Origin of the sequence: Aquibacillus kalidii (assembly GCF_014280935.1) — a bacterium.
Lineage (GTDB): Bacteria > Bacillota > Bacilli > Bacillales > Amphibacillaceae > Aquibacillus_D > Aquibacillus_D kalidii.
The window spans coordinates 63,871-87,636 of sequence record NZ_JACLZI010000037.1 but is presented as its reverse complement, the minus strand read 5'-3'; the positions used below and the strand labels follow the sequence as shown (position 1 = coordinate 87,636).

Annotated in this window: 26 protein-coding genes; 25 read left to right on the top strand and 1 reads right to left on the bottom strand. The window is 36.0% G+C overall.

Annotated features, from left to right (window positions below):
• The first annotated feature begins 9 nt into the window (after positions 1 to 9).
• The 11 genes from aroA (at position 10) to H7K77_RS10500 (ending at position 9,415) form a co-directional block, all read left to right on the top strand.
• On the top strand, positions 10 to 1,299 hold the full coding sequence (gene aroA, locus H7K77_RS10550) for a 3-phosphoshikimate 1-carboxyvinyltransferase (protein ID WP_186577798.1): 1,290 nt from the start codon (positions 10 to 12) through the stop codon (positions 1,297 to 1,299).
• Between the two features lie 60 nt (positions 1,300 to 1,359).
• The gene (locus H7K77_RS10545) at positions 1,360 to 2,241 is read left to right on the top strand and encodes a hypothetical protein (protein WP_186577797.1); all 882 of its coding nucleotides are present in this window, start codon (positions 1,360 to 1,362) and stop codon (positions 2,239 to 2,241) included.
• Between the two features lie 349 nt (positions 2,242 to 2,590).
• Positions 2,591 to 3,859: a tetratricopeptide repeat protein gene (locus tag H7K77_RS10540; RefSeq protein WP_186577796.1), complete on the top strand. Its 1,269-nt coding sequence runs from the start codon at positions 2,591 to 2,593 to the stop codon at positions 3,857 to 3,859.
• Positions 3,860 to 3,877: 18 nt separating this feature from the next.
• Positions 3,878 to 4,459: a ReoY family proteolytic degradation factor gene (locus H7K77_RS10535; RefSeq protein ID WP_186577795.1), complete on the top strand. Its 582-nt coding sequence runs from the start codon at positions 3,878 to 3,880 to the stop codon at positions 4,457 to 4,459.
• 93 nt (positions 4,460 to 4,552) lie between these two features.
• Positions 4,553 to 5,005, top strand: a complete 453-nt coding sequence (locus tag H7K77_RS10530; RefSeq protein WP_186577794.1) for a DUF2487 family protein — start codon at positions 4,553 to 4,555, stop codon at positions 5,003 to 5,005.
• A gap of 132 nt (positions 5,006 to 5,137) precedes the next feature.
• Positions 5,138 to 5,647 (top strand): QcrA and Rieske domain-containing protein, encoded by a 510-nt coding sequence (locus tag H7K77_RS10525; protein ID WP_186577793.1) that lies wholly within the window; start codon positions 5,138 to 5,140, stop codon positions 5,645 to 5,647.
• A gap of 6 nt (positions 5,648 to 5,653) precedes the next feature.
• Entirely contained in the window at positions 5,654 to 6,328 is a 675-nt protein-coding gene (gene qcrB / locus H7K77_RS10520) for a menaquinol-cytochrome c reductase cytochrome b subunit (protein WP_186577792.1), read from the top strand.
• A 30-nt stretch (positions 6,329 to 6,358) separates the two neighbouring features.
• On the top strand, positions 6,359 to 7,135 hold the full coding sequence (locus H7K77_RS10515) for a menaquinol-cytochrome c reductase cytochrome b/c subunit (RefSeq protein ID WP_186577791.1): 777 nt from the start codon (positions 6,359 to 6,361) through the stop codon (positions 7,133 to 7,135).
• Positions 7,136 to 7,256: 121 nt separating this feature from the next.
• Positions 7,257 to 7,844 (top strand): lipoprotein heptaprenylglyceryl N-acetyltransferase LhaT, encoded by a 588-nt coding sequence (gene lhaT, locus H7K77_RS10510; protein WP_186577790.1) that lies wholly within the window; start codon positions 7,257 to 7,259, stop codon positions 7,842 to 7,844.
• 61 nt (positions 7,845 to 7,905) lie between these two features.
• On the top strand, positions 7,906 to 8,664 hold the full coding sequence (locus tag H7K77_RS10505; RefSeq protein ID WP_186577789.1) for a sporulation protein YpjB: 759 nt from the start codon (positions 7,906 to 7,908) through the stop codon (positions 8,662 to 8,664).
• A 70-nt stretch (positions 8,665 to 8,734) separates the two neighbouring features.
• A complete protein-coding gene (locus H7K77_RS10500; RefSeq protein WP_186577788.1) occupies positions 8,735 to 9,415 on the top strand; it encodes a zinc metallopeptidase in 681 nt (226 codons plus the stop codon).
• 280 nt (positions 9,416 to 9,695) lie between these two features.
• On the opposite strand, the gene H7K77_RS10495 is transcribed toward H7K77_RS10500, so the two are convergent.
• Positions 9,696 to 10,583, bottom strand: a complete 888-nt coding sequence (locus H7K77_RS10495; protein WP_407926431.1) for a YitT family protein — start codon at positions 10,581 to 10,583, stop codon at positions 9,696 to 9,698.
• A 74-nt stretch (positions 10,584 to 10,657) separates the two neighbouring features.
• Here H7K77_RS10495 and H7K77_RS10490 point away from each other — a divergent pair, with 74 nt between their 5' ends.
• The 14 genes from H7K77_RS10490 to asnS all read left to right on the top strand — a co-directional run bounded on the left by H7K77_RS10490 (position 10,658) and on the right by asnS (position 23,724).
• Positions 10,658 to 11,089, top strand: coding sequence for a nucleotide pyrophosphohydrolase (locus tag H7K77_RS10490; RefSeq protein ID WP_407926430.1), 432 nt, complete (start codon positions 10,658 to 10,660; stop codon positions 11,087 to 11,089).
• On the top strand, positions 11,076 to 11,876 hold the full coding sequence (dapB, locus tag H7K77_RS10485) for a 4-hydroxy-tetrahydrodipicolinate reductase (RefSeq protein WP_186577786.1): 801 nt from the start codon (positions 11,076 to 11,078) through the stop codon (positions 11,874 to 11,876). Before H7K77_RS10490 ends, dapB begins: the two co-directional genes overlap by 14 nt.
• Positions 11,877 to 11,887: 11 nt before the next feature.
• Complete coding sequence (gene mgsA / locus H7K77_RS10480) at positions 11,888 to 12,283, top strand: methylglyoxal synthase (protein ID WP_186577785.1); 396 nt, start codon at positions 11,888 to 11,890, stop codon at positions 12,281 to 12,283.
• A 32-nt stretch (positions 12,284 to 12,315) separates the two neighbouring features.
• Entirely contained in the window at positions 12,316 to 13,443 is a 1,128-nt protein-coding gene (bshA, locus tag H7K77_RS10475) for an N-acetyl-alpha-D-glucosaminyl L-malate synthase BshA (protein ID WP_186577852.1), read from the top strand.
• Between the two features lie 2 nt (positions 13,444 to 13,445).
• Entirely contained in the window at positions 13,446 to 14,651 is a 1,206-nt protein-coding gene (locus H7K77_RS10470; RefSeq protein WP_186577784.1) for a CCA tRNA nucleotidyltransferase, read from the top strand.
• Entirely contained in the window at positions 14,627 to 15,598 is a 972-nt protein-coding gene (locus tag H7K77_RS10465) for a biotin--[acetyl-CoA-carboxylase] ligase (RefSeq protein ID WP_186577783.1), read from the top strand. The genes H7K77_RS10470 and H7K77_RS10465 overlap by 25 nt, the downstream gene beginning before the upstream one ends.
• A gap of 12 nt (positions 15,599 to 15,610) precedes the next feature.
• Positions 15,611 to 16,447: a 3-methyl-2-oxobutanoate hydroxymethyltransferase gene (panB, locus tag H7K77_RS10460; RefSeq protein ID WP_186577782.1), complete on the top strand. Its 837-nt coding sequence runs from the start codon at positions 15,611 to 15,613 to the stop codon at positions 16,445 to 16,447.
• Positions 16,448 to 16,450: 3 nt separating this feature from the next.
• The gene (panC, locus tag H7K77_RS10455; protein WP_186577781.1) at positions 16,451 to 17,320 is read left to right on the top strand and encodes a pantoate--beta-alanine ligase; all 870 of its coding nucleotides are present in this window, start codon (positions 16,451 to 16,453) and stop codon (positions 17,318 to 17,320) included.
• Between the two features lie 14 nt (positions 17,321 to 17,334).
• On the top strand, positions 17,335 to 17,718 hold the full coding sequence (gene panD, locus H7K77_RS10450) for an aspartate 1-decarboxylase (RefSeq protein ID WP_186577780.1): 384 nt from the start codon (positions 17,335 to 17,337) through the stop codon (positions 17,716 to 17,718).
• 85 nt (positions 17,719 to 17,803) lie between these two features.
• Positions 17,804 to 20,605, top strand: a complete 2,802-nt coding sequence (gene dinG / locus H7K77_RS10445) for an ATP-dependent DNA helicase DinG (protein ID WP_186577779.1) — start codon at positions 17,804 to 17,806, stop codon at positions 20,603 to 20,605.
• A gap of 57 nt (positions 20,606 to 20,662) precedes the next feature.
• A complete protein-coding gene (locus H7K77_RS10440) occupies positions 20,663 to 21,469 on the top strand; it encodes a ComEC/Rec2 family competence protein (RefSeq protein WP_186577778.1) in 807 nt (268 codons plus the stop codon).
• A gap of 230 nt (positions 21,470 to 21,699) precedes the next feature.
• Positions 21,700 to 21,873: a YpmA family protein gene (locus H7K77_RS10435; protein WP_186577777.1), complete on the top strand. Its 174-nt coding sequence runs from the start codon at positions 21,700 to 21,702 to the stop codon at positions 21,871 to 21,873.
• The gene (locus tag H7K77_RS10430) at positions 21,839 to 22,366 is read left to right on the top strand and encodes a cell wall elongation regulator TseB-like domain-containing protein (RefSeq protein ID WP_186577776.1); all 528 of its coding nucleotides are present in this window, start codon (positions 21,839 to 21,841) and stop codon (positions 22,364 to 22,366) included. The genes H7K77_RS10435 and H7K77_RS10430 overlap by 35 nt, the downstream gene beginning before the upstream one ends.
• A 65-nt stretch (positions 22,367 to 22,431) precedes the next feature.
• Positions 22,432 to 23,724: an asparagine--tRNA ligase gene (asnS, locus tag H7K77_RS10425; RefSeq protein ID WP_186577775.1), complete on the top strand. Its 1,293-nt coding sequence runs from the start codon at positions 22,432 to 22,434 to the stop codon at positions 23,722 to 23,724.
• Positions 23,725 to 23,766 lie beyond the last annotated feature (42 nt).

Sequence of the window (23,766 nt, the reverse complement as noted above, 5' to 3'; positions counted from 1 at the left end):
AGACAGGGAATGTGTGCAAAAATTCTAAAACCAACTGATTTAGCCTTACAAGGTGAGTTATATGTTCCTGGTGATAAGTCAATATCTCACCGTGCAATTATATTTGGATCACTAGCTAATGGTGAAACAAAGGTTACTCATTTTTTAGATGGTGAGGACTGTTTACGTACAATAAGTGCGTTTCAAGCTATGGGTGTGTCAATTAAAAAAGAAGGGCAAACAGTTGTGATTGATGGAAAAGGAGTTAGCTCTCTTCAAGAACCAACTGAACCCATTAATCTTGGTAACTCAGGAACTACTGCTCGCTTATTGTTAGGTGTGTTAGCAGGTTTGCCGTACCATTTCGCACTATATGGAGATGAGTCGTTAACGAAACGACCGATGGATAGAGTGGCAGTACCATTAAGGGAAATGGGTGCAGTTATTGATGGTAGAGAAGATGGAAAATATCTTCCGTTAGCAGTGCGCGGTGGTAACCTAAACAGTATAGCATTTGAATCACCAGTGAAGAGTGCACAAGTCAAATCAGGTGTACTTTTAGCAGGTTTACTAGCAACTGGCACCACAACTGTAGTAGAAAAAACAACAACTAGAGACCATACAGAGAATATGCTAGAAGCCTTTGGAGGCAGTCTAGCCAAAAAGGATGGCAAGATTTCAATAAACGGCAAACAACAGCTAACAGGGACTCACATTCATGTTCCAGGCGATATATCCTCTGCTGCATTCTTTTTAGTAGCAGCAGCCATTAAAGATGGTAGTAGATTGACCTTAAAGGATGTTGGGTTGAACCCGACACGAACAGGTATAATTGATGTATTGAATTTGATGGGTGTTCAATTAGAAGTTGTAGAGGAAAGGTCTATTGGAGGAGAACCAGTAGGATCTATAACTGTAGCATATTCTACACCTCATGCAACCATTATTGATGGTGATATCATTCCTAGAATAATTGATGAGATTCCGATTATTGCCCTGCTTGCTACACAAGCAAAAGGAAAAACCATTATCAAAGATGCAGAAGAACTTCGATTTAAAGAGACAGATAGAATTGAATCTGTTGTACATACACTTAAAGCGTTGGGTGCAGAAATAGAAGCTACCCAGGATGGGATGATTATCCATGGAAATAGTAAGCTACATGGAGCAACAGTTACCTCCTACGGCGATCATCGTATCGGGATGATGATTGCTATTGCTTCTTTAATAATCGACGAAGATGTAGAATTGGAAAATGAAGAGTGTATTGCCGTTTCTTATCCATCTTTCTTTGAAGACTTGACTAAAATATTGAAATGACATCATAGTTTTAAATAGTTTCTCATACCTTTTAAAAAATCCACAAAAAGGAGAAAAGGTATGGGAGACTATTTTTTTTATAGCGATTTTATTTACGACAATGGTGAATGGACTTCTAAATGTTTGCAAATACAAGAAGGGAAATTCACTAGATTTTTATCTAGTAAATCAACTGTTAGGGAATTAAATGTAGAACAGTTTTGGGTTGGTCCTGGGAAAGTATATGTTGATTTAGAGGAACCAGTTTTTAACCAAGTAGATATGGAAACAACAGTGAGTAAGTATATATATCGGGGATGTACGTTATTGTTATGCCAGTTTCCTCTTAAAAGCAGGAGGAATTTTAAGAATAGGTTTTTACAATTTAAAAATAAGCTAGCAAGATTACCACTTGATTATATGATTGTGCCGAGAATACCTATTTCGTTACTTCATCCAGACCAAATACGTTTTTTTGGAAGACGAAAAGTACCTTTCATAATTTTAGAACTTGACAATATTGATGATCTCCTTAACGTGAAATGGGAATGGATTGAACAAGCGCAATCGTTTACGGGTATTCCCATTATTTATGACAGCTCAAAAATAAACACAAAAATGTTAAAGGAACTAAAGTCATTATGGAAATGGATCGGGAATAAATTTCAGATGCAATTGCTTGACGATGGTGTAACCACACTACCACTTCCAAAAGAAACACTTAGAAAAACAGGAATTTCTCCATTTAAAGGAGAATTTATAGAGAATAGTGCGGCTGACTATAATTTATTTCCAATAGAGAAAGTCCCTTCAATTGATGATGAACCGGATTTTAGATATCATAAGGCTATACCAGTGGTAACGGTAATGAATGGGACTGTATTAAGGTCCAATCATTTAATTGAAGGGGAGATTGGCGATGGAAGTTATCAAAAAATATCCATCCCTAATCACTTTTTGTAGAGAACTTCACTATTTGTTATGAAGTGGCGAGACATGTTGAACTCTACGCTAGTTAAAATGTGGCTAGTGTGCTTTTATATGAATCGGATAGATTAGAGCGATTATTTCCGTGCATAGCTAAAATCCGATAAGAGTCGGATACAGCAGTTCTTTGCATCTAAAACAAAAAAACGCAACAATTCTAATTCAAGAAGCTCTTTTACCAAACATGTATGGCTCTTAAAGCAGACTTAGAAGACCCTGCTAAGGAAAAGGGAACTTAAACATATATAGATATCTTTCAGCCATACCACTCGAAATTATAAGAAATGTAGACAAATGGTAGCAAGACATAGAAAGGAAGAGACAAATGGAAGAGATTCATGATGCAATAGTTCTAATGGAGCAAAATAAGTCTGAAGAGGCTATGAAAAAGTTAGCTAACTATTTACCAAATGCTAGTGAGGATGAGAAGTTCACCATTGCTGAATTATACATGCAATGGGGTATGCTAGAAGACGCGAAGTTCATTTTACTGGATCTTGCTCAAAGCTATCCGAATGAGGCTGAATTGAAACTTATGCTAGCAGATATTCATATCGATTTAGAAGAAGATGAAGAGGCTATTGATATATTAAACCGTTTTACGTCAGCTGACGAAGAATACTTAGGGGCATTAGTTCAACTTGCAGATCTATATCAGACACAAGGATTATTCGAGGTGGCAGAACAGAAGTTATTAGAAGCTAAAAATGTGGACCCTATGGAACCGCTGATAGACTTTGCACTTGGAGAGCTTTCATTTTCTAACGGAGAGTATCAGAAATCGATTCCGTATTATGAAAAAGTTATTCAGGCTCACCAACAAGTGGCGGAAGTGGAAATCGGCGTTAGACTTGCTGAGGCATTTGCTGCTACTGGAGAATTTGAAAAATCAATGGATTACTATCAAGAAACAGCTAGTGAAGATCCTGATCACTTGTTTCGATACGGGTTTATGGCTTTCAAAGCAGACCGTTTAGATATATCGATCAAGGTTTGGGAAGAACTACTTGAAAGAGACCCCCAATATCAGTCTGTATATCTTTATTTAGCAAAAGCCTATGAAGCCGACGGACTGTTGCAGGAAGCTTTTGAAACAGCTAAAAAAGGAATAAAAGTTGACGAGTTCAACAAAGAACTATTCCACTATGCTGGTGTTGTTGCACATAAACTAGGTGATGCAGAGGGAAGTACACAATTAATCAGACAAGCTATAGCGATAGATCCAGGGTATAGGGAAGCCATTCTATTCCTTGTAGAAAACTATAAACAACACGATGATTTTAATGCTATTATTGATTTACTTACACATATCATCGAATTAGGGGAAGATGACGCAAGCTATAAATGGGAGCTAGCAAAAGCTTATTATGAGATAGAATTATATGATGATGCATTAAAGCTATATAATGATGCATATACTACTTTTAAAGATGATTCAGATTTTCTCAAAGAATATGGTTATTTCTTAGTAGAAGAAGGGAGGTTAGGTGAAGCAATTCAAGTATTTACAAGCTACTTGAAGATAGATCCAAGTGATACAGAGATTGAGGAATATCTTGAACGTTTAAAACAAAACAAAGAGAGTCTCTTTTGATTAGGAGGGGACAGGAGCTTGAACACGTCTGTTTCAATAAAGGATAAAAAGGAGTTTATTCGTTGGTTTTTAAGTAACTATCAATTGAAAAAAAGAGAAAGTGTGTGGATATTAAATTATTTAATTAATCATGATTCTATATTAGATAATGTTCATTTTGTAAGAGAGGCACGATATTGTCCACGGGGAATAGTAATATCTACACATTGCTCGAAAGATGTTCCGTTTCGCTTTTATAAAAATCATATTGTAACAACTGACGCTGAAAAATCATTCCATGATATTCGTTTAAATAGAAATGATCCTATCTATATACAACTAAGTTTTAAAAATGTAAATCAAAGTGCCGATTATGTTGCCGTATTAGAAGATAATCCCTTCTTGCCGGATGACTTTTTCATTACAAAAAAAGAGAAAAATCTTGCAAAGGAAATCCTGCAGGCATCCTTATTCGAGTACCAACGAGACAAGTTACAGTCTAAAATTGACCATGCACTTGATAACCGTGATCAAAAATCATTTCAAGTTTACTCCCAACAACTTTCAGAACTGAAGAGTAAATATTACTCCAATCATCAGGATATTCCAAAATTTAAATAAATAAAAAAGCGAATTTCTCTCATTTGGGTGAAATTCGTTTTTTATTGTGATAAATTAAGGAAAATAACAAATAATACTGAGGGACTGATATATATGCAATGGAATAAAAAAGACATAGAACAATACATAGAAGTAAAAGAATACGTAGATACATTAGTTATTCCTCTAACGCCTTTTACGTTAAATGCTGATAAAGAGATGGTCAAGCAGGCAAGTCAGGCGGAGTTAATGGAAATCTATGCGAAAGAGATAGAACGGCAGTTTACTGGCAGAATACTATTGTTACCTAATTATACCTATCAAACTGTGAATGAAACGGAAGAAAAGAGATTAAATGAGTGGATCAACTATTCAGAAGACAATCCGTTTAAGCATGTGTTTTTTATTACATTTGATCATCAATGGAAAAAGGTTGAAAAAGGTATTGAAGGAAATTTAATATGGTTGCCAACCATATCAATATCAGAAATTGGCTCCCAAGATTCAGTTAAATTAATAAAGGAACAGGTTGAACAGGTAACAGAATTGATTAAATCTTATTGGTAAGTAAACAAAATAGTCTGTATAGTAGAGATAATTTATTGACCGGACTAATAGTTTGCGCTATCATGGTAATGTCCTAGTAGTATTAGAGATATTTACCATGCAGGTTGTATAAAGCATAGAGGGGGGTAAAAGATGAGTGAAAAGAAACAACAAGTATCCCGTCGCCAGTTTTTAAACTATACACTTACAGGTGTAGGGGGGTTTATGGCAGCAGGTATGCTTGCTCCAATGGTTCGGTTTGCAATCGATCCTGCTCTACAGCCACAAAGTAAGGGAGATTTTAAAGCTGTAGCTCAAGTGGATGAAATAACAAATGAACCACAGCGCTTTGATTGGACAATCGATCAAACAGACGCTTGGTATGAATCCGAAGTAACGAAGAGTGCATGGGTGTATAAGCAAGAAGATGGAAGTATTCTTGCACTTTCACCAGTTTGTAAACACTTAGGTTGTGTTGTCTCTTGGCAAGGTAACAGTGATTATCCGGAACAATTTTTTTGTCCATGCCATGATGGTAGGTACTACAAAAGTGGGGAGAACGTGGAAGGAACACCTCCACCAGTAGGCCTTGATATCTACGAGCACAAAATTGAAGATGGAACATTGTATCTTGGAAAAGCAAAACCGAGAGAGGGGGCATAAAAAATTATGATGCAACGTATCTATGATTGGATTGATGAGCGTGTAGACATAACACCACTATGGCGTGATATTGCTGACCATGAGGTTCCAGAACACGTTAACCCTGCTCATCATTTCTCTGCATTTGTATATTGTTTTGGTGGTTTAACATTTTTTGTTACTGTTATTCAAGTGTTATCTGGAATGTTCTTAACGATGTATTACGTTCCTGATATCGAAAATGCTTGGAAATCAGTTTATTACTTACAAACAGAAGTAGCGCACGGGCAAATTGTTCGTGGTATGCACCACTGGGGTGCAAGTGTTGTAATAGTTATGTTATTCCTACATACATTGCGTGTCTTTTTCCAAGGCGCTTACAAGAAACCACGTGAACTTAACTGGATGGTTGGGGTTATGATTTTCTTTGTAATGCTGGGCCTTGGTTTAACTGGGTACTTATTACCTTGGGATAATAAAGCTTATTTTGCGACGCAGGTAACCCTTGAAATTGCTGAAGGTGTACCGTTTATCGGAGAAGCAACGAAGACATTATTAGCTGGTGACGCTGAAATTGTAGGGGCCCAAACGCTAACGAGGTTCTTTGCAATTCACGTATTTTTCTTACCAGCAGCCTTGTTCCTTTTGATGGGTATTCACTTCATAATGATCCGTAAGCAAGGTATATCTGGTCCGCTTTAATATTTACTGATAGATAAAGGAGGGATAGCTGTGAAAAAGGGTAAAGGGATGCAGTTTGTTGGTGATTCCCGAATTACTGCCGACAAACAAAAATTTATACCTAAAGATTATTCAGAGTACCCTGGAAGAACAGAAGCGTTCTGGCCTAACTTTTTACTTAAAGAGTGGCTAGTTGGTGCTGTCTTTTTAGTTGGATTTTTATGCTTAACTTTAGCACACCCAGCACCGTTGGAAAAAATGGCTGATCCAACTGATGCTGCATATATTCCGTTACCAGACTGGTATTTCTTATTCTTATATCAATTCTTAAAGTATGAATTTGCTAGTGGTCCTTACTTTGTTCTAGGGGCAATAGTTGCTCCTGGTCTTGCATTTGGAGGATTATTACTTGCTCCATTTTTGGATAAAGGACCTAATAGAAGACCGGTCAATCGTCCAATTGCAACTGGTTTAATGCTTCTCGGTATTATTTCTGTGTTCTGGTTAACATACGAAGCTGCAGAACATGTTAATTGGGAAGAGAAAGCGGAGAACAATAAACCTGTATTGCAGCCAGAGGTTGAAATTGATACGGAAAGTGCTGGATACGCTGTATTTGAAAACAGTTGTATGCAGTGTCATGGCGACCAATTACAAGGTGGTGGAGCTGCGCCATCCTTAATTGGTATTGATTATTCAGTTGAAGAGCTTAAAGACATTGCAAAAAACGGTATTCGAACAATGCCAGCTGGACAATTTAAAGGTAGCGAAGAAGAACTACAACAATTGGCTGAATTCATTGTTTCTGTGAATGAACAAGTTAAGTAATGATGAGAATCCCTCTCTTTTTTATAGACGAGGGATTCTTTTACGTTTAAAATATTCCTAGTAGTTCCAAACTATTATTGTTTTTAAAGTAAAAGCTAGTAAATCGGAAAGGAAAAGTTATATGTATAAACAAATACTGATTGACAAAGGTTTTTTAATTCTATTATTCATTATTAACCTACTAGGAACGATTTACGGCTATATATGGTACGAGGGACAACTTGCCATTACACCACCAAAGTATCTAATTTTTGTTCCAGATAGTCCAACAGCAAGTTTGTTTTTTACCATTTTCTTATTTTTTTATATATTAGGTAAAAACACCCCATATATCGAAGCGCTAGCTTTGGTAACATTATTTAAATACGGCGTATGGGCAGTTATCATGAATTTATTAACACTAAATGTGACTGGGGAGCTATCGTGGCAGGGGTATATGTTGATTGGATCTCATGGAGCAATGGCGATTCAAGGGTTATTGTACTCGGGGTTTTATAAGATCAAATTACGGCATTTAATAATAGCTGGAATTTGGACATTACATAATGATGTTATTGATTATGTGTTTGGAATGATGCCTATTTATTCCACCTTATCTGATTACTCAAACCAAATTGGTTATTTTACTTTTTGGCTTAGCATCCTTTCCTTAGCTTTAGCTTATTATTTAACTGTACATAAGAATCTGAATAAGACTTATATTTATTAGGTCTAAATTTCCCCTTTTTTTCATACATTGCTAAGAGAATGTATTGGAAGAGGGGAGCTTTATGAGACATAAAACTAGTCATGTCATAATATTACTAACATTGAGTTTGTTGATCGGAATCGGAACTCTGTCTTTTCAAGCAACTACTTTAGCAAATCATAAATCGTTGGTTGAGACAGTTCATCAATACGATCGGTTTGTAGAACAGCAGAGGTATGATAGTGCAAAAGCCTTACTAACAGATCATAAAGCAGCAATTACGAAATTATTTGAGGACAATGCTCCTAATTTATTGGATGAGCTGTCAGCACTGTTGGAAACGAATGTAGAAGTTATTAATGATAAAACCTTTAGTAAAGAGTATAAAAGGGCACAATCGTTAAGTTTGCTACTAGCTGTGGACTCTGTTAACAACCCTGAAGATCCAATCTGGTTTAAATGGAAAACAGACTTAGAACAAACTGTCTCAACTCTTATGAGTGCTGAGGACGTTAATCAAAATCAGCTTCAAACACTAATCAGTGAATGGACAATTATGAAACCAGCACTTCAATTGTCATTAGATGAAGAGAATTATCAGCAATTAGCTACTGCTTTTAGAAATTTGGAAAATAATGAAGGTACTAAAAAGCAAGAGCTCCAAACTGTCTTTAATGAGATGCAGACGATCAACTTAACGGATTCCTTGAATCCAAAAAACTCGATAAATTTTGTTTGGATGATATTAATTGTTGGAGGCTTTATTACCCTTACATTATCCTACGTTGCTTGGAAAAAATATAAAGGTGAAAAGATAAGTCAAAAGCAAATGATAAATTAGTTGACTAGATCCTGATTTTTGACTAAAATTGACCTTAGTAACATAGGAATTTTTACATGGAGGAGTGCACATGTCTTTAACAAGTTACCTTATATATATTGCTTTGTTAATGATTATCCCACTTTGGGCTCAGTCAAGAGTTAAATCAACCTACAAGAAGTTTTCAAAGGTTTCCAATTCTTCTTATATGACAGGTGCTCAAGTTGCGCGCAAAATATTAGATGACAATGGTCTATATGATGTCGAAATAGAAGAAACAAGAGGAACGTTGTCCGATCACTATGATCCACGTAAGAAGGTAGTTCGTTTATCTAGTGATAACTACCATGGTCATTCTATGGCTGCTTCTGCAATTGCGGCCCATGAGGTTGGACATGCTATTCAGGATGCGCAAGCATATGCATTTTTAAGATTTCGCCATGCTTTAGTTCCTATAGCGAGCTTGGGTGACAAAATGTCATTTATCTTAATTATTGCAGGGGCATTGTTGAATATGATGAACCTAGTCTTAGTCGGTATTGTGTTTATGGCATTTGCCGTGCTATTCCAATTGGTAACATTACCTGTTGAGTTTGATGCATCAAATCGTGCAATGAGTCAGTTAGTATCTTCAGGCGTAATCCGTAACAATGAAGAAAGAGAAACAAAGAAGGTTCTAAACGCCGCAGCTTTAACATACGTAGCAGCTGCAATGGTTGCAGTAGCGGAATTAATCCGTTTTGTCTTAATGTTTGTCGTTTCTGATGACTAAGTAAAAAAAGCTAGCACTTTGGGTGCTAGCTTTTTTTATAGTTTAAGAAATTATAAAATTTGCTAAATGTGGATAACCTTCAAGATCAGCCTTGTCCAGCTCCGAGCGCCAGCGACTAGCGAGACTTCCCTCGCCTTCGTACGATAAGTTAACATCGGTTCACTTCGTTCACCGTGTTGCCTTTATCTCCTACGGATCAGTCCAGTCCGTACGTCGCTTACCGGCGCTCTGCGCTTTTATTCCTTTATCTCATCTTAATTCTTGGAAAAACATACAAATCTTAATCGGATAGTGGACGTTTGTTCTCATCTAAGGTAAACCCTTCTCCAAGCACATCGTGCACAGAGGTTACAGCAACAAATGCATGAGGATCTATACTTTCTACAATGTTTTTCATCCGAACAATTTCATTACGACCTACAACACAGTATAGTACATCTCTTTTTTCTCCAGTGTAACTGCCTCTTCCTTGTAAAACGGTCACACCTCTGTCCATCTCTTTCATGATTCTCGCAGAAATTTCATTGCTTTTAGGTGAGATGATTGTTGCGCCTCTTGCTGTGTATGCTCCTTCTTGTATGAAATCTATAACTCGTGCTGCTAAATAAACAGCAACAAGTGTATACATACCTTCAACTAGTTCTAAATATGTAATAATAGAAGTAGCAATTACTACCGCATCAAACAGAAACATTGTTTTCCCCATACTCCATCCAGCGTATTTGTTTACAATCCTTGCTATTATGTCTACCCCACCGGTAGTTCCACCGTAACGAAAGATAATTCCTAACCCAATTCCAATTGACACACCTGCAAACAATGCAACCAGCGTCATATCAGATTGAAGATGTAACTGAAATGGATCTATTTGGAATATATACAAAAATAAAGAAACTGCTAGAGTTCCGATTACTGTATAAAGAAAAGTATTTCTACTTAAAAATCTCCATCCTACAATAAAAGTTGGTATATTCAATACAATGTTGGAGATCGCTGGATCCCATCCCCATAGAAAATAAAATAATAGCGTTATCCCTGTAAATCCACCTTCCCCTAAGTTGTTTTGCATATTAAAATGAACGATACCAAATGAAAACATGGCGGAACCAATTAATATGAAAAAAATATTTTTAAACCTTAAACCAAATACCAAAATCCTCACCTCCATTTATAAATTACTTCATTTATTATAGACAAACAAGAAAATACTAACAATGATAATTTATTTTTAGATAAAATAATTTGTCAAACCATACACTTTTAGCTAACATGAAGATAGGGAAAGTTATTAATAAAGGAGTTTCATCTATGGCAGATCCAAAAGTTTATAATACAGTAGAGATGCAAGATAGAGTGGATCAATACATTTCACAATTTAAAGAAGGTTACTTTTCGCCATTAAGCATGTTAGCACGATTTACAGAGGAAATTGGAGAACTGGCCCGAGAGGTAAATCACGTGTATGGTGAGAAACCGAAAAAAACATCGGAGGATGACAATACAATTGAGGATGAACTTGGTGACTTATTGTTTGTAACCATTTCATTTGCTAATTCATTAAATATTGATATTTCAGAAGCCTTTAATCGTGCTATGAGTAAGTTTGAAACGAGAGACAAAGATCGTTGGACAAGAAAGGAACAAACGGAGGTAGAAAAAGATGAGCAAAATTAAAGTAGTGGTCGCAGGCCCAAGAGGTAAAATGGGAAGTGAAGCTTTACGAATGGTTGAACGAGAATCTGATTTAGAATTAGTGGCCTGTTTAGATCATAAATTCGGTGGCAGTATTGTGAAAGACATAGAAGGTCTTCCTGGTTTTGATGCGTTGGTATATGATGATATAGAACAATGTTTTCAGAATGTAGAAGCAGATGTACTAATTGATTTAACAACTCCTGAAGTGGGTTACTTACATACTAAAACAGCAATAGAATATGGGATAAGACCAGTAGTTGGTACAACTGGTTTTACTAGGGATCAGTTAGAGGAGCTAACAAATCTTTCAGAAGAGAAAGGAATTGGTGCAGTTATTGCTCCAAACTTTGCAGTCGGCGCCGTCTTAATGATGCAATTTGCAAAAATGGCAGCCAAATATTTCCCAGATGTAGAAATTATTGAACGACACCATGACCAAAAGCTTGACGCACCTTCAGGAACAGCGGTTAAAACAGCAGAACTGATTCAGGAAGTAAGAGAGAGTAAACGACAAGGTCACCCAGACGAGAAGGAAACGTTACCTGGTGCAAGAGGTGCAGACTATGATGGAATGAGAATACATAGTGTACGGTTACCTGGGCTAGTCGCTCACCAAGAGGTTGTCTTTGGATCTTCTGGTCAAAACCTTACGATTAAACACGACTCTTTTCACCGGGAGTCATTCATGTCGGGCGTTAAATTGGCGATAGATCATGTGGTGAAATTAGATTTACTAGTTTATGGATTAGAAAACTTATTGGATTAGGGGAGATCAATATGAATATTGCTCTAATAGCTCATGATAAAAAGAAAACGGATATGGTCAATTTTTCAGTAGCATATACTCACATTTTGAATAAGCATAGTCTGTTTGCTACTGGTACAACAGGAAAAAAAATCAGTGAAGCAACAGGACTAGAAGTTCACAGATTTCAATCAGGTCCACTTGGTGGGGATCAACAAATTGGAGCTAAAATAGCAAATAATGAAATGGATTTAGTTATCTTTTTTCGTGATCCACTAACTGCACAGCCACATGAGCCAGATATAAGTGCATTAATACGTTTATGTGATGTTTATCAAATTCCACTGGTAACAAATTTAGGTGGAGCTGAAATTATGATCAGGGCCTTAGAAGACGGGTATTTCGATTGGAGAAACAACGTAAAATAAAATCAGTAGTGAAGTTAGGACGAGAATTAAAAATGAAAAAAATAGGAATTACATGTTATCCAACTGTAGGGGGATCAGGAGTTATTGCTACTGAGCTTGGAAAAATGTTAGCAAGCGAGGGACACGAGATACATTTTATTACTTCTAGTGTTCCTTTCCGATTAAATAGTGTCCATCCAAATATATATTTTCATGAAGTGGAGATGAACCACTATCCAGTTTTTCAATATCCACCTTACGATTTGGCACTGGCTAATAAGATGGCCGAAGTTATAGATACGGAAAAATTAGATATTTTACATGTGCATTATGCTATCCCTCATGCAGTTTGTGCTATTCTTGCAAAAGAAATGGCTGAGCATAAAGTTAAAATAGTAACAACTCTACATGGAACGGATATTACTGTGTTAGGTATAGATAGAAGTTTGAAGAAAATGATCAAGCACGGCATTGAAAAGTCAGATGCAGTAACAGCAGTTTCCCATAGCTTAGTCAATCAAACGAAGGAAATGTTACAAATAGAAAAAGAAATAGATGTAGTCTATAACTTTGTAGACGAATCTGAATATTTTTACCGGAATAATAAAAATTTAAAAGATCAATTCCGAATAAAAGAAGAAGAAAAAGTTATTGTCCATATTTCAAACTTTAGAAAAGTGAAAAGAGTTCATGATGTTATCTATTCATTTGAAAAAATTTCAAGTGAGGTACCGTCAAAATTGTTGTTAATTGGAGACGGTCCGGAATATTCAGAAGTTCATCAACTTGTTAAGGAATTGAACTTACTGGATAAGGTTTTATTTTTGGGGAAACAAAAGAATATTGCAGAGCTATTATCTATTTCTGATCTAATGCTACTCTTATCTGAAAAAGAAAGCTTTGGTTTAGTTTTACTTGAAGCAATGGCTTGTGGGGTACCTGGCATTGGTACAAATGTCGGTGGTATTCCTGAAGTGATCGAAGACGGTGCTAACGGTTTTATTGTTGAAGTTGGAGCTATTGATCAGATAGCTGATAAAGCAGTAACTATTTTAAAAGATCCAGTGCTATGGGAACGGTTGTCCACTGAAGCTAAACAAAGAGTCGAGGAACGCTTTCATTCTACTATGATTCGAAAGCAGTATGAACAGATTTATGATAGAACACTGATAGGTGGTTAAATATGAAAGAGGTAACCTTTAAAGAAGCCAAAGAGATCCTACGCATTATTGAAAATAACGGGCATCAGGCGTACTTTGTTGGGGGAGCTGTTCGGGATTCTTTGCTAAAGCGGCCAATGGGGGACATAGATATTACTACTTCTGCTAGTCCAGAAACCGTAACCAAGATGTTTTCAAAGGTTATTCCAGTTGGTATTGAACATGGTACGGTTATTGTTAGGTATAAAGGCTATTCCTATGAGATCACTACGTTTCGATCAGAGACAGGTTATTCTGACCATAGACATCCTGATCAAATAACCTTTGTGCGAAACGTCGAAGAAGATCTAGCAAGAAGAGACTTTACTATAAATGCTATCGCAATGGACTATAACGAGAAGATTGTAGATCCATTTCAGGGACGAATTGATTTATCAAACAAGGTGATTAAAACGGTAGGAAATCCTATTGAGAGGTTTCGGGAAGATCCTTTGCGCATAATGAGAGCACTTAGGTTTAGTAGTCAATTAGGGTTTAAAATGGATCCAGATACATGGACTGCTATAAAAGAGAATGCTGCATGGTTAGAAAAAATATCGATCGAACGAATTGCAGTAGAATTACAGAAGCTCTTTGCAGGTACATATACTACACATGGTATGCATTTTTTCATTAACTCTGGTGTACAAGCATATTTACCTATTTTAAAAGATCATTCCGAGTTAGTTATCAAATGGCGAGACTTGTCTCAACCTATCCAGTCTTGGGAAGAGTTGATTTCCTTGTTCCACCACTACCTTCCAAAAGTTGAAGTGGAGGAATGGGTGAAATCATGGAAGCTCTCCAATAAAATTAAACGAGATGCTCTTCATTTAGTAAGAGCAATAGCTTACTACGATCAATATCAACATATTGATGAATGGCTAGTATACCAATTACCTAGACAACTGGATGCTAGCTTTATTCGTATGTTGTCCATCCTTACTAATAAAAGCTTAACGATCGATAAAATGAAAACAATCAGAAATAATTTACCAATAAAAGATAGAACTGAAATTGTTATTTCTGGTTCTGATATAATCGGTTTATTTCCAATGCAACAGAAGGGGCCCTGGATAAACAAACTCTTAACAATGATAGAGAAAAAAATTGTCCGAGGTGAAATAAGTAATGAGCCGAATGAATTAGGAAAGTGGTTGATGACATGGAATCCACAAGACATCGATTAATTGAACTTTTGGCAAATAGTCAGTCTAGCTATATATCTGGTCAAGAGCTATCTAAGAAGTTAAATATATCAAGAACAGCTGTTTGGAAACATATGAAGGAGTTGGAGAAGGACGGCTATAAAATTGAGGCATTTCCTAAAAAAGGATATCAGATAACACAATTTCCAGATAAATTAAGCTCTAACACGCTTCTTTGGGGCTTACATACTAATTGGCTTGGAAAGAACATTATTCATAAGACAAAACTAAACTCTACTCAAATTTTGGGTAATCAACTAGCTGCGGAAGGGGAGGGACACGGAACCGTCATTATTGCCGACGAACAAACGAATGGAAGAGGTAGAATGGAGCGATCGTGGTACTCTGCGAGGGATAAAGGGATATGGATGAGTATCATTTTGCGACCTGGTTTACTTCCTAATCAGGCACCTCAATTAACTTTGTTAACTGCTACAGTGTTAGCTGATGTATTGAGTCAAAAAAACATTAGTGTGACTATAAAATGGCCTAACGATATATTAATTAATGGTAAAAAGGCTGCTGGAATCCTCACAGAGATGCAAGCTGAACAAGATCAAATCAAATACGTTGTCCTCGGTATAGGATTGAATCTGAACCAATTACAAAGTGAGTTTCCAGATAGTATAAAAGACAAAGCAACATCACTTAGGGTGGAAACAAATAAAGAATGGGATAGAAAAGAATTGATCCATGGTATCCTTGAACATTTTGATACTGTATATGATGAATATATGGAAAGTGGATTTGAGAACATTCGGTTAAAGTGGGTAAGCTATGGATACAAAATTGGAGAGGCAGTAGATATTGTGACTCCGAAAGAAAATTGGAGTGCTACACTGGTTGGAATCGAATCAGATGGAGCTCTAATTGTTCGAAACCAAGATGGGAGCACGGAAGTATTGTACTCAGCTGAAATTAAGTGGTAAGGAGAAATCATTATGAAAAATAGAGTTCAATTGCAAAAAATGAAGCAAGAAGGGGAAAAAATTACGATGCTAACAGCTTATGATTTTCCTTCTGCTAAATTAGTTGAACAAGCGGATATAGATATGATTTTAGTTGGAGATTCTCTAGGAATGGTCGTTCTTGGATATGACTCTACCATTCGAGTTACGGTTGACGACATGATTCATCATGCTAAAGCAGTAACAAGAGGGGCGCGTAATACGTTTGTGGTTGTGGATATGCCATTTATGTCTTACCATATTTCCCTGGAAGAATCCTTAAAGAATGCCAGGAGGATTTATCAGGAATCAAATGCACAAGCTTTAAAGATTGAAGGGGCTTCAGAAGAAATCTTAAAATTAACCAAACAGTTAACGAATGCAGGTATCCCTGTAGTTGCTCATATTGGTTTAACTCCACAATCAGTAAATGTACTAGGTGGTTATCGGGTACAAGGCAAAGATCTAGAATCTGCAAGGCAGCTAATTAAAGATGCACAGAACTTGGAAAAAAGTGGAGCAATGGCAGTAGTTTTAGAATGTGTCCCTAAAGAGTTAGCAAAAGTAATTACAGGTAAACTCGAAATCCCCACTATTGGAATTGGTGCAGGGGTTGATTGTGATGGACAAGTATTAGTTTATCATGATGTTCTACAATACGGTGTAGATCGGGTTGCGTCTTTTGTAAAAACTTATCTTAATGTTAACGCAGATATGAAAAAGTCATTATTTATGTACAACAATGAAGTGAAAGCGAAACAATTTCCTAATGAAGATTATGCCTTTTCATTAAATGAAGAAATAGTAAGAGAGTTAGAGCTGGAGGAATAGAAAGTGGAGATTATACGGTCGATAAAACAAATGCAGCAGTATATTTTAGCTGAGAAACAAAAGGGGAAGAAAATTGGTTTTGTGCCTACAATGGGATTTCTTCATGAAGGTCACGAAAAATTAATTCGTACTGCAAGAGAGGACAATGATATAACCATTACAAGTATCTTCGTTAATCCTTTACAATTTGGTCCTAATGAAGATTTTGATCGTTATCCTAGAGATGAAGAACATGATGTTCAAGTATGTAAACGTCTAAATGTTGATGTTCTGTTTCTTCCTGATAATAATGAGATGTACCCAAAACCTCAAGTGATTTCCATTCATGTAGATAAACGTACAGATGCTTTATGTGGGAGATCAAGGGAAGGTCATTTCTCAGGTGTTGCAACAGTATTAACAAAGTTATTCCACATTGTAAGCCCAGATCAGGCTTATTTCGGAATGAAGGATGCACAACAAGTGGCAGTTGTGGAAGGATTAATTCATGATTTTAATTTTCCTATTACGATCGTACCTGTTCAAACAATTAGAGAAGAAGATGGTTTAGCCAAGAGTAGCCGAAACGTGTATCTCTCTGCACATGAAAGAGAAGAAGCACCTATTATATTCAAAGCATTACAACTAGGGCAAAAAATGGTCATTGACGGAGAAAAAAATCCTGATATTATAGTTAGGGAAGTCGAGAGTTTTATTACTAGTAAAACTAGTGGTAAAATAGATTACGTAGAACTCTTAAGCTACCCGGATTTAACGGCAGTAGAGACCATAAATGAAACGATTATTCTTGCTACAGCAGTGCATTTTAAAAAAGCAAGGTTAATTGATAATATTGTAATGAACGCTGACGGATCTATTTCTGTTCAGATATAGTAGGGGGAAATATTATGTTGCGTACCATGATGAAAGCGAAGATTCATCGTGCTCGTGTAACGGAAGCAAATTTAAATTATGTTGGCAGTATTACGATTGATAGAGATATTTTAGATCAAGTTGGGATTTTGCCTCATGAAAAAGTACAAATTGTTAATAACAATAATGGACATCGTCTAGAAACATACGTTATTCCTGGTGAAAGAGGAAGTAAAGTTATTTGTTTAAACGGAGCAGCTGCAAGACTTGTTCAGAAAGATGACATTGTTATTATTGTTTCTTATGCTATTTTATCTGATGAGGAACTAGCAACTTTTAAACCAAAAGTAGCGTTAATGAATGAATATAATGAAGTTGTGGAAGTACTCGATCAGGAACCACCATTAACGGTTTTGTAATCGTATATTTATTAACCGAAACTCTTATCATCGATTAATGATAAGAGTTTCGTTACATATAGTCTGTAAATGGAGCTGAAATTCGTTGAGAAAATTTGCTGTAGTCGACCTAGAAACGACTGGTCACACTCCTTCTAAAGGTGATCGCATAATTGAAATAGGTATAGTCGTACTTCAAGAAGGGAAAGTAGTGAAAGAGTTCTCTTCATTAATAAACCCAAATATTGAAATACCTCCTTTTATTACGAACTTAACAGGTATATCGAATACGGATGTGAGTGATGCTCCTGCTTTTTCTATGCTAGCTGAAGAAGTAGCGCAGTTATTCTCTGATGCATACATAGTAGCTCATAACGTTCCTTTTGATTTAGGTTTTTTAAATTATGAATTACAGTCATGTGGAATAAAACCTCTTAATCAGCCAGTTATTGATACAGTTGAGTTATCAAGGGTTCTAATTCCACAGGCTCCAGGCTTCAAGTTAGGACAACTATCGGAATACTTAGGATTGCAGCATGATGATCCGCATCGTGCACTTTCTGACGCAAATGTTACTGCAATGCTATTGGATCATTTGTTGAATAAGTTAAAGGATTTACCTTATGAAACTTTATTTCAGTTACAGGAAATGGATAAAGTGTTAAAAAGTGATCTATACCACCTTTTAGAAAAAAGAATGGAAGAAATATCATTTGAGCCTATAGCAAGAACTGATATCGAGGTTTATCGTGGAATTGCCATAAGAAAAGTAAACAAAATCGAAATTACGGAGAATGAATCATTACCTTCATTCGGAGACTTAATCGATAGTTTCTATGAACCATTAGGGATCTTTGAACAGGAAATGAATGCTTATGAAGAAAGACCTGGACAAAGAAAAATGACAGAAATCATTTTCGATGGTTTTAGGGCTAAACAACATACATTAATTGAAGCGGAAACGGGCACTGGTAAATCACTCGCGTATTTAATTCCAGCTATTTACGAGGCTGTGTCAAATAAAGAGCGTTTATTAATTAGTACACATCTCACACAGCTCCAGTCACAGTTATTAGAAAAAGAAATACCTTTATTATCGAAGCTGTTACCTTTCTCTTTCCAAACCGCATTAGTAAAGGGAAAACAGCATTACCTAAGTCTAAGTAAATTTGAAAAAGAGTTATTGAGTCCGGGACAAGATAATTATGACGTAACCTTGACAAAAGCAATGATCTTGATCTGGCTAACGGAAACAGATACTGGAGATATTGATGAGATTCAATTGCCTTCAAGTGGTAAACAATTTTTTAAGCGGATCTCTTCTGAGTCAGAAAGTGTTGTAGATCCACGATCACCTTGGTTTTCACGGTCCTTTTATCAAAGAATAAGGACCAAAGCACAAAAGGCAGACGTAATCATTACAAACCACTCCCTGTTATGTACGGATATGACGAGTGAATATCAGCTACTACCGACTTACAAGAAGGTAATTATTGACGAAGCGCATCATTTAGAAGCTACAGCTGCTAAGCATTTTGGGTTGAAGCTAGACTATGTAAACATTCAATTTCTCTTAAATAGGATCGGATCTATACAAGAAGGGGAATGGTTCCATCAAAAAAGTAAGGAAATACCAATTGTCGAATCGATATTAGAAGAATATAACTGGGATAAATGGTGGTTAGAAACCAAAACAGAAACAGATGAATTATTCCGGTACCTGTTTAGTTATGTAATCGAACAGCAAAATAAAGATGTTGCCATTAATGATATTGGTCGCTTCCAATATCGCTTTGAGCCAAAATCTGAAACAGTAGCGAAATGGAATACGGTTCAGGAAATGGTAACACGGCTTTCCTTTAACCTTAGAGACCTAATTCATATTCTCTCAACCATAAAACAAGCTTTATTAAAGAATGAAGACTTAGATCGTGGAGAAGAAGTGGAACAAGTGACAAAGTTTATGGAGCGGCTACAGCAAATCATTGATGATTTAGAAGAGTTATTTCTACAAGACGATGAGCAGACTGTAAAGTGGATTGAAATTGAAGCTTATGGTGCAAGAAATGCCGTTTACCTTTTTAGTGAGCCAATAGATATCTCCCAAATCCTTAAAGAAAAATTATTTGAGATCAAAGAAAGTGTTATTATGACAAGTGCTACTTTAACAATGAGTAATTCTTTTCGATATATAAGAGAAAGATTAGGGTTAACATCTGAGCATGTTTCAGAATATAAAATTGATTCGCCTTATTCGTATGAAAAACAGGTTCAAATACTAATTCCAAATGATTTCCCGGATATTAAATATGGAAATCAAGATGAATTTATTTATGCGACATGCGAGGCCATTCTGTCTATGGCTCAGATTTCAGATGGACGTATGTTAGTCCTATTTACTTCTTACGATATGTTAAAAAAGTCATATAATTTGTTACGTGAAATTATGGAAGAGGAAGAATTTATTGTTATTGCACAAGGAATTTCAAGTGGGAGCAGGGCACGACTAAAGAAGAATTTTCAAGCATTTGATCGTGCAATACTGCTCGGTACTAGCTCTTTTTGGGAGGGTGTAGACATTCCTGGTAGTGACTTATCTTGTCTAATGATTGTCAGGCTTCCGTTTCAACCACCAAATCATCCGATTTATGAAGCTAAATCAAATTACCTTAAAGAAAATGGGAAAAACGCCTTTATGGAATTAGCGTTACCTAATGCTGTCATCAGATTTAAACAAGGATTCGGTCGTCTTATAAGATCCAGTACAGATCGAGGTATAGTATTTATTTGTGACGACCGTATGATTCGGGCAAGATATGGTAAATACTTTACTGAGTCCATTCCTTCTGTTCCAATTGATTACAATTCTACTCAAAAATTATTGTTAAAAGCTGAAGAATGGTTATGATACGATTTCTTTTTTTACATACCCTATAACTAGTACACATTTGGGTGGTGATAAAATTTGAAACACCTTTTCAAAAATGTCTTGGTAATTCTAATACCATTACTAATTCTGGTTAATGAATCAGTAATCCAAGCAGAAAAACAGTCATTACCTGTTCTTGAAAAAGAAGAACTTTATGTTGCTTTTTTAGGTTTACCTGATGGCGAAGCAACACTTATTAAAACAGGAGAAGGGAAAAATTACCTAATAAATACAGGCTCAGAAAAAAGTGAAAATGAATTAGTAGGTCAATTAGAGGAGCTAGAAGTGAAAAAGATTGATGCATTGCTAATCACCAAACAAACAGCTGACTACTGTGAAAATGCAAAACGTGTCATAAGCAGATTTAACATTGATCAGACGATTCATGCTGGGACGCTAGGTAATTCCTGTGAAGAAAAAACCTCAGATACAAAACAGATCAAATGGAAGACAGAAACGACACATCGTTTGACTCATCATTTGAAAATAAAAGTGCTGGATGCTGAGCAAAGTGGCGAAATGTCACTAGGAATTGAGTTTGGAGACAATTCCATTATGTATTTGAGTAATAGCAATGTAGAAGATGAAGAGAAATTATTAAAGCCTAAACTAAGACCACAAATATTAAAAATAGGTGACTACGGTAGAGGGAAATCCCCTAGTGCACATTTTTTAGAATCAGTGGATCCACATATTAGTGTGATTTTTAATTATGACGGCGACTTACCTAACGAAGGTCTTATGGAACGTTTAAATGAGTCTTGGATAGATGTCTATTTACTAAAGCAAGTTGGTACAACCATTTTACGTATGAATTTAAATGATTATGAAATATTGTCTTGAGGATATCGATGGTCTTCATCGAATCCTCCCTAATAAAAAATGCTGTGCACAGTTGTGCACAGCGAAAAAATGGGTTAGAATTATTTGTTGAAATAAGTAAAATTTCTCGTAGAAACTGTTATAATTAATACGGAATTCTTTTCAACTTACTTATAGTTTAAATTAAAATACAATTACTATGTGTAACAAATAATTGAAGGAATTACAACAATTTAATGGAGGGATGAAGTATGGAGAATAACAAGATCGAGACACTTTCAACTATAAAGGTGCAGTATTCAGGCGATATGTATAAAATTATCGATAACCTAAATCGAACTTTAAAAGAAAAGGACCTAATGTTTGGGTTAGCATTGGATGAGGAAGATCATGATAAAGCAATTTTTACAATCTATCGTACCTAACTGGATTATAGGCACCTTATTAGTAATAATACTAATTCTTTTTACTATTTTCGGTTTTGGTATAAACTTATATACGAATGCCATAAATGGAAAAGAAGATGGATTTGAGAAATCTAAAGAAATTGCGCTTAACAAGACAGCCCTTGCAACAGTAGATGATATTAACCGTTTTCACGGTGATACCTATTATCATGTTGTATCTGGAAAAACAGAAGCAGGAAAGTCTGCGTATGTATTTGTACCTGTTGACCAGGATAGTAAAGTACAGTTTTACTCTTCAGATAAAATGATAAGTAAAGAAGAGTTGACTAGTAAGTGGCGTGCAAATTGTTCCTCTTGTTCTTTACTAGGAGAAAACCTTGCAATAGAGAACAACATCCCTTTGTTAGAAATTAAATACATAGATAGTAAAGATTTTTTAGTGTATGAATACTTTTCTTTAAAAACAGGAGAAACGTATGAAACCATTAAATTGAGACAAACCAATTATTAAAGTTGCTTCATGCATTTAGTAAATATAGAAATAAATGTAGATTGCTTTTTGGAGGGAATATTAAAATGAAAACGACAATTGATCAAGTATCAAATCATGTAGGTAAAGAGGTTACGATAGGAGCTTGGCTTTCTAATAAGCGTTCTAGTGGAAAGATAGCCTTTTTACAACTTCGTGATGGAACGGGCTTTATTCAAGGTGTAGTAGTGAAAGCAGAAGTAAGTGAAGATACTTTTCAAGCTGCTAAATCTTTAACACAGGAGACTTCTTTGTATGTAACGGGTACTGTAGCTGAAGATACTCGCTCACCATTCGGATATGAGTTACAAGTACATTCTTTAGAGGTGATTCATGAGGCTGTAGATTTCCCGATCACACCGAAAGAACATGGTACAGAATTCTTAATGGACCACCGTCATTTGTGGTTAAGGTCTAAAAAACAACATGCTATAATGAAAATACGAAATGAAATAATTCGAGCTACTTATAACTATTTTAATGAAAGTGGCTATGTAAAGATTGATCCTCCTATCTTAACAGGTTCAGCAGCAGAAGGAACCACGGAATTATTCCATACTCAATATTTTGAGGAAGAGGCTTACCTATCTCAAAGTGGACAGTTATACATGGAAGCAGCTGCAATGGCTTTTGGCAAAGTATTCTCATTTGGTCCTACATTCCGTGCAGAAAAATCTAAAACACGACGCCATCTAATTGAATTTTGGATGATCGAACCAGAAATGGCCTTTATGGATCATGAAGAAAGCTTACAAGTTCAAGAACAGTATGTAAGCTACATTGTCCAGTCTGTATTGGATAATTGTAAATTGGAATTAAACACATTAGATAGAGATTTAACTAAATTAGAAGCAATCAAAGCGCCTTTCCCAAGAATTACGTATGATGATGCAATTAAATTACTAAAAGAAAAAGGTTTTGAGGATATTGAATGGGGAGAGGACTTCGGTGCTCCACATGAAACAGCTATTGCTGAAAGCTTTGAAAAGCCAGTATTTATTACACATTATCCTGCGGCTATTAAAGCCTTCTATATGAAACCAGATCCAGAAAGACCAGAGGTTGTATTATGTGCCGATCTAATAGCTCCAGAAGGGTATGGAGAGGTAATTGGTGGTTCCCAACGTATTGATGATCTTGAATTAATGGAACAAAGATATAAGGAGCACAACCTTACCGGAGATGCGTATCAATGGTATTTAGAATTACGTAAATACGGAAGTGTACCGCACGCTGGCTTTGGACTTGGTCTAGAAAGAACGGTAGCTTGGATCTCAGGAGTAGAACATGTTAGAGAAACTATTCCATTCCCTCGCTTATTAAATCGTTTATATCCATAATATAGTATGTTCCCTTGCACTGTTGTGCAAGGGATTTATTTC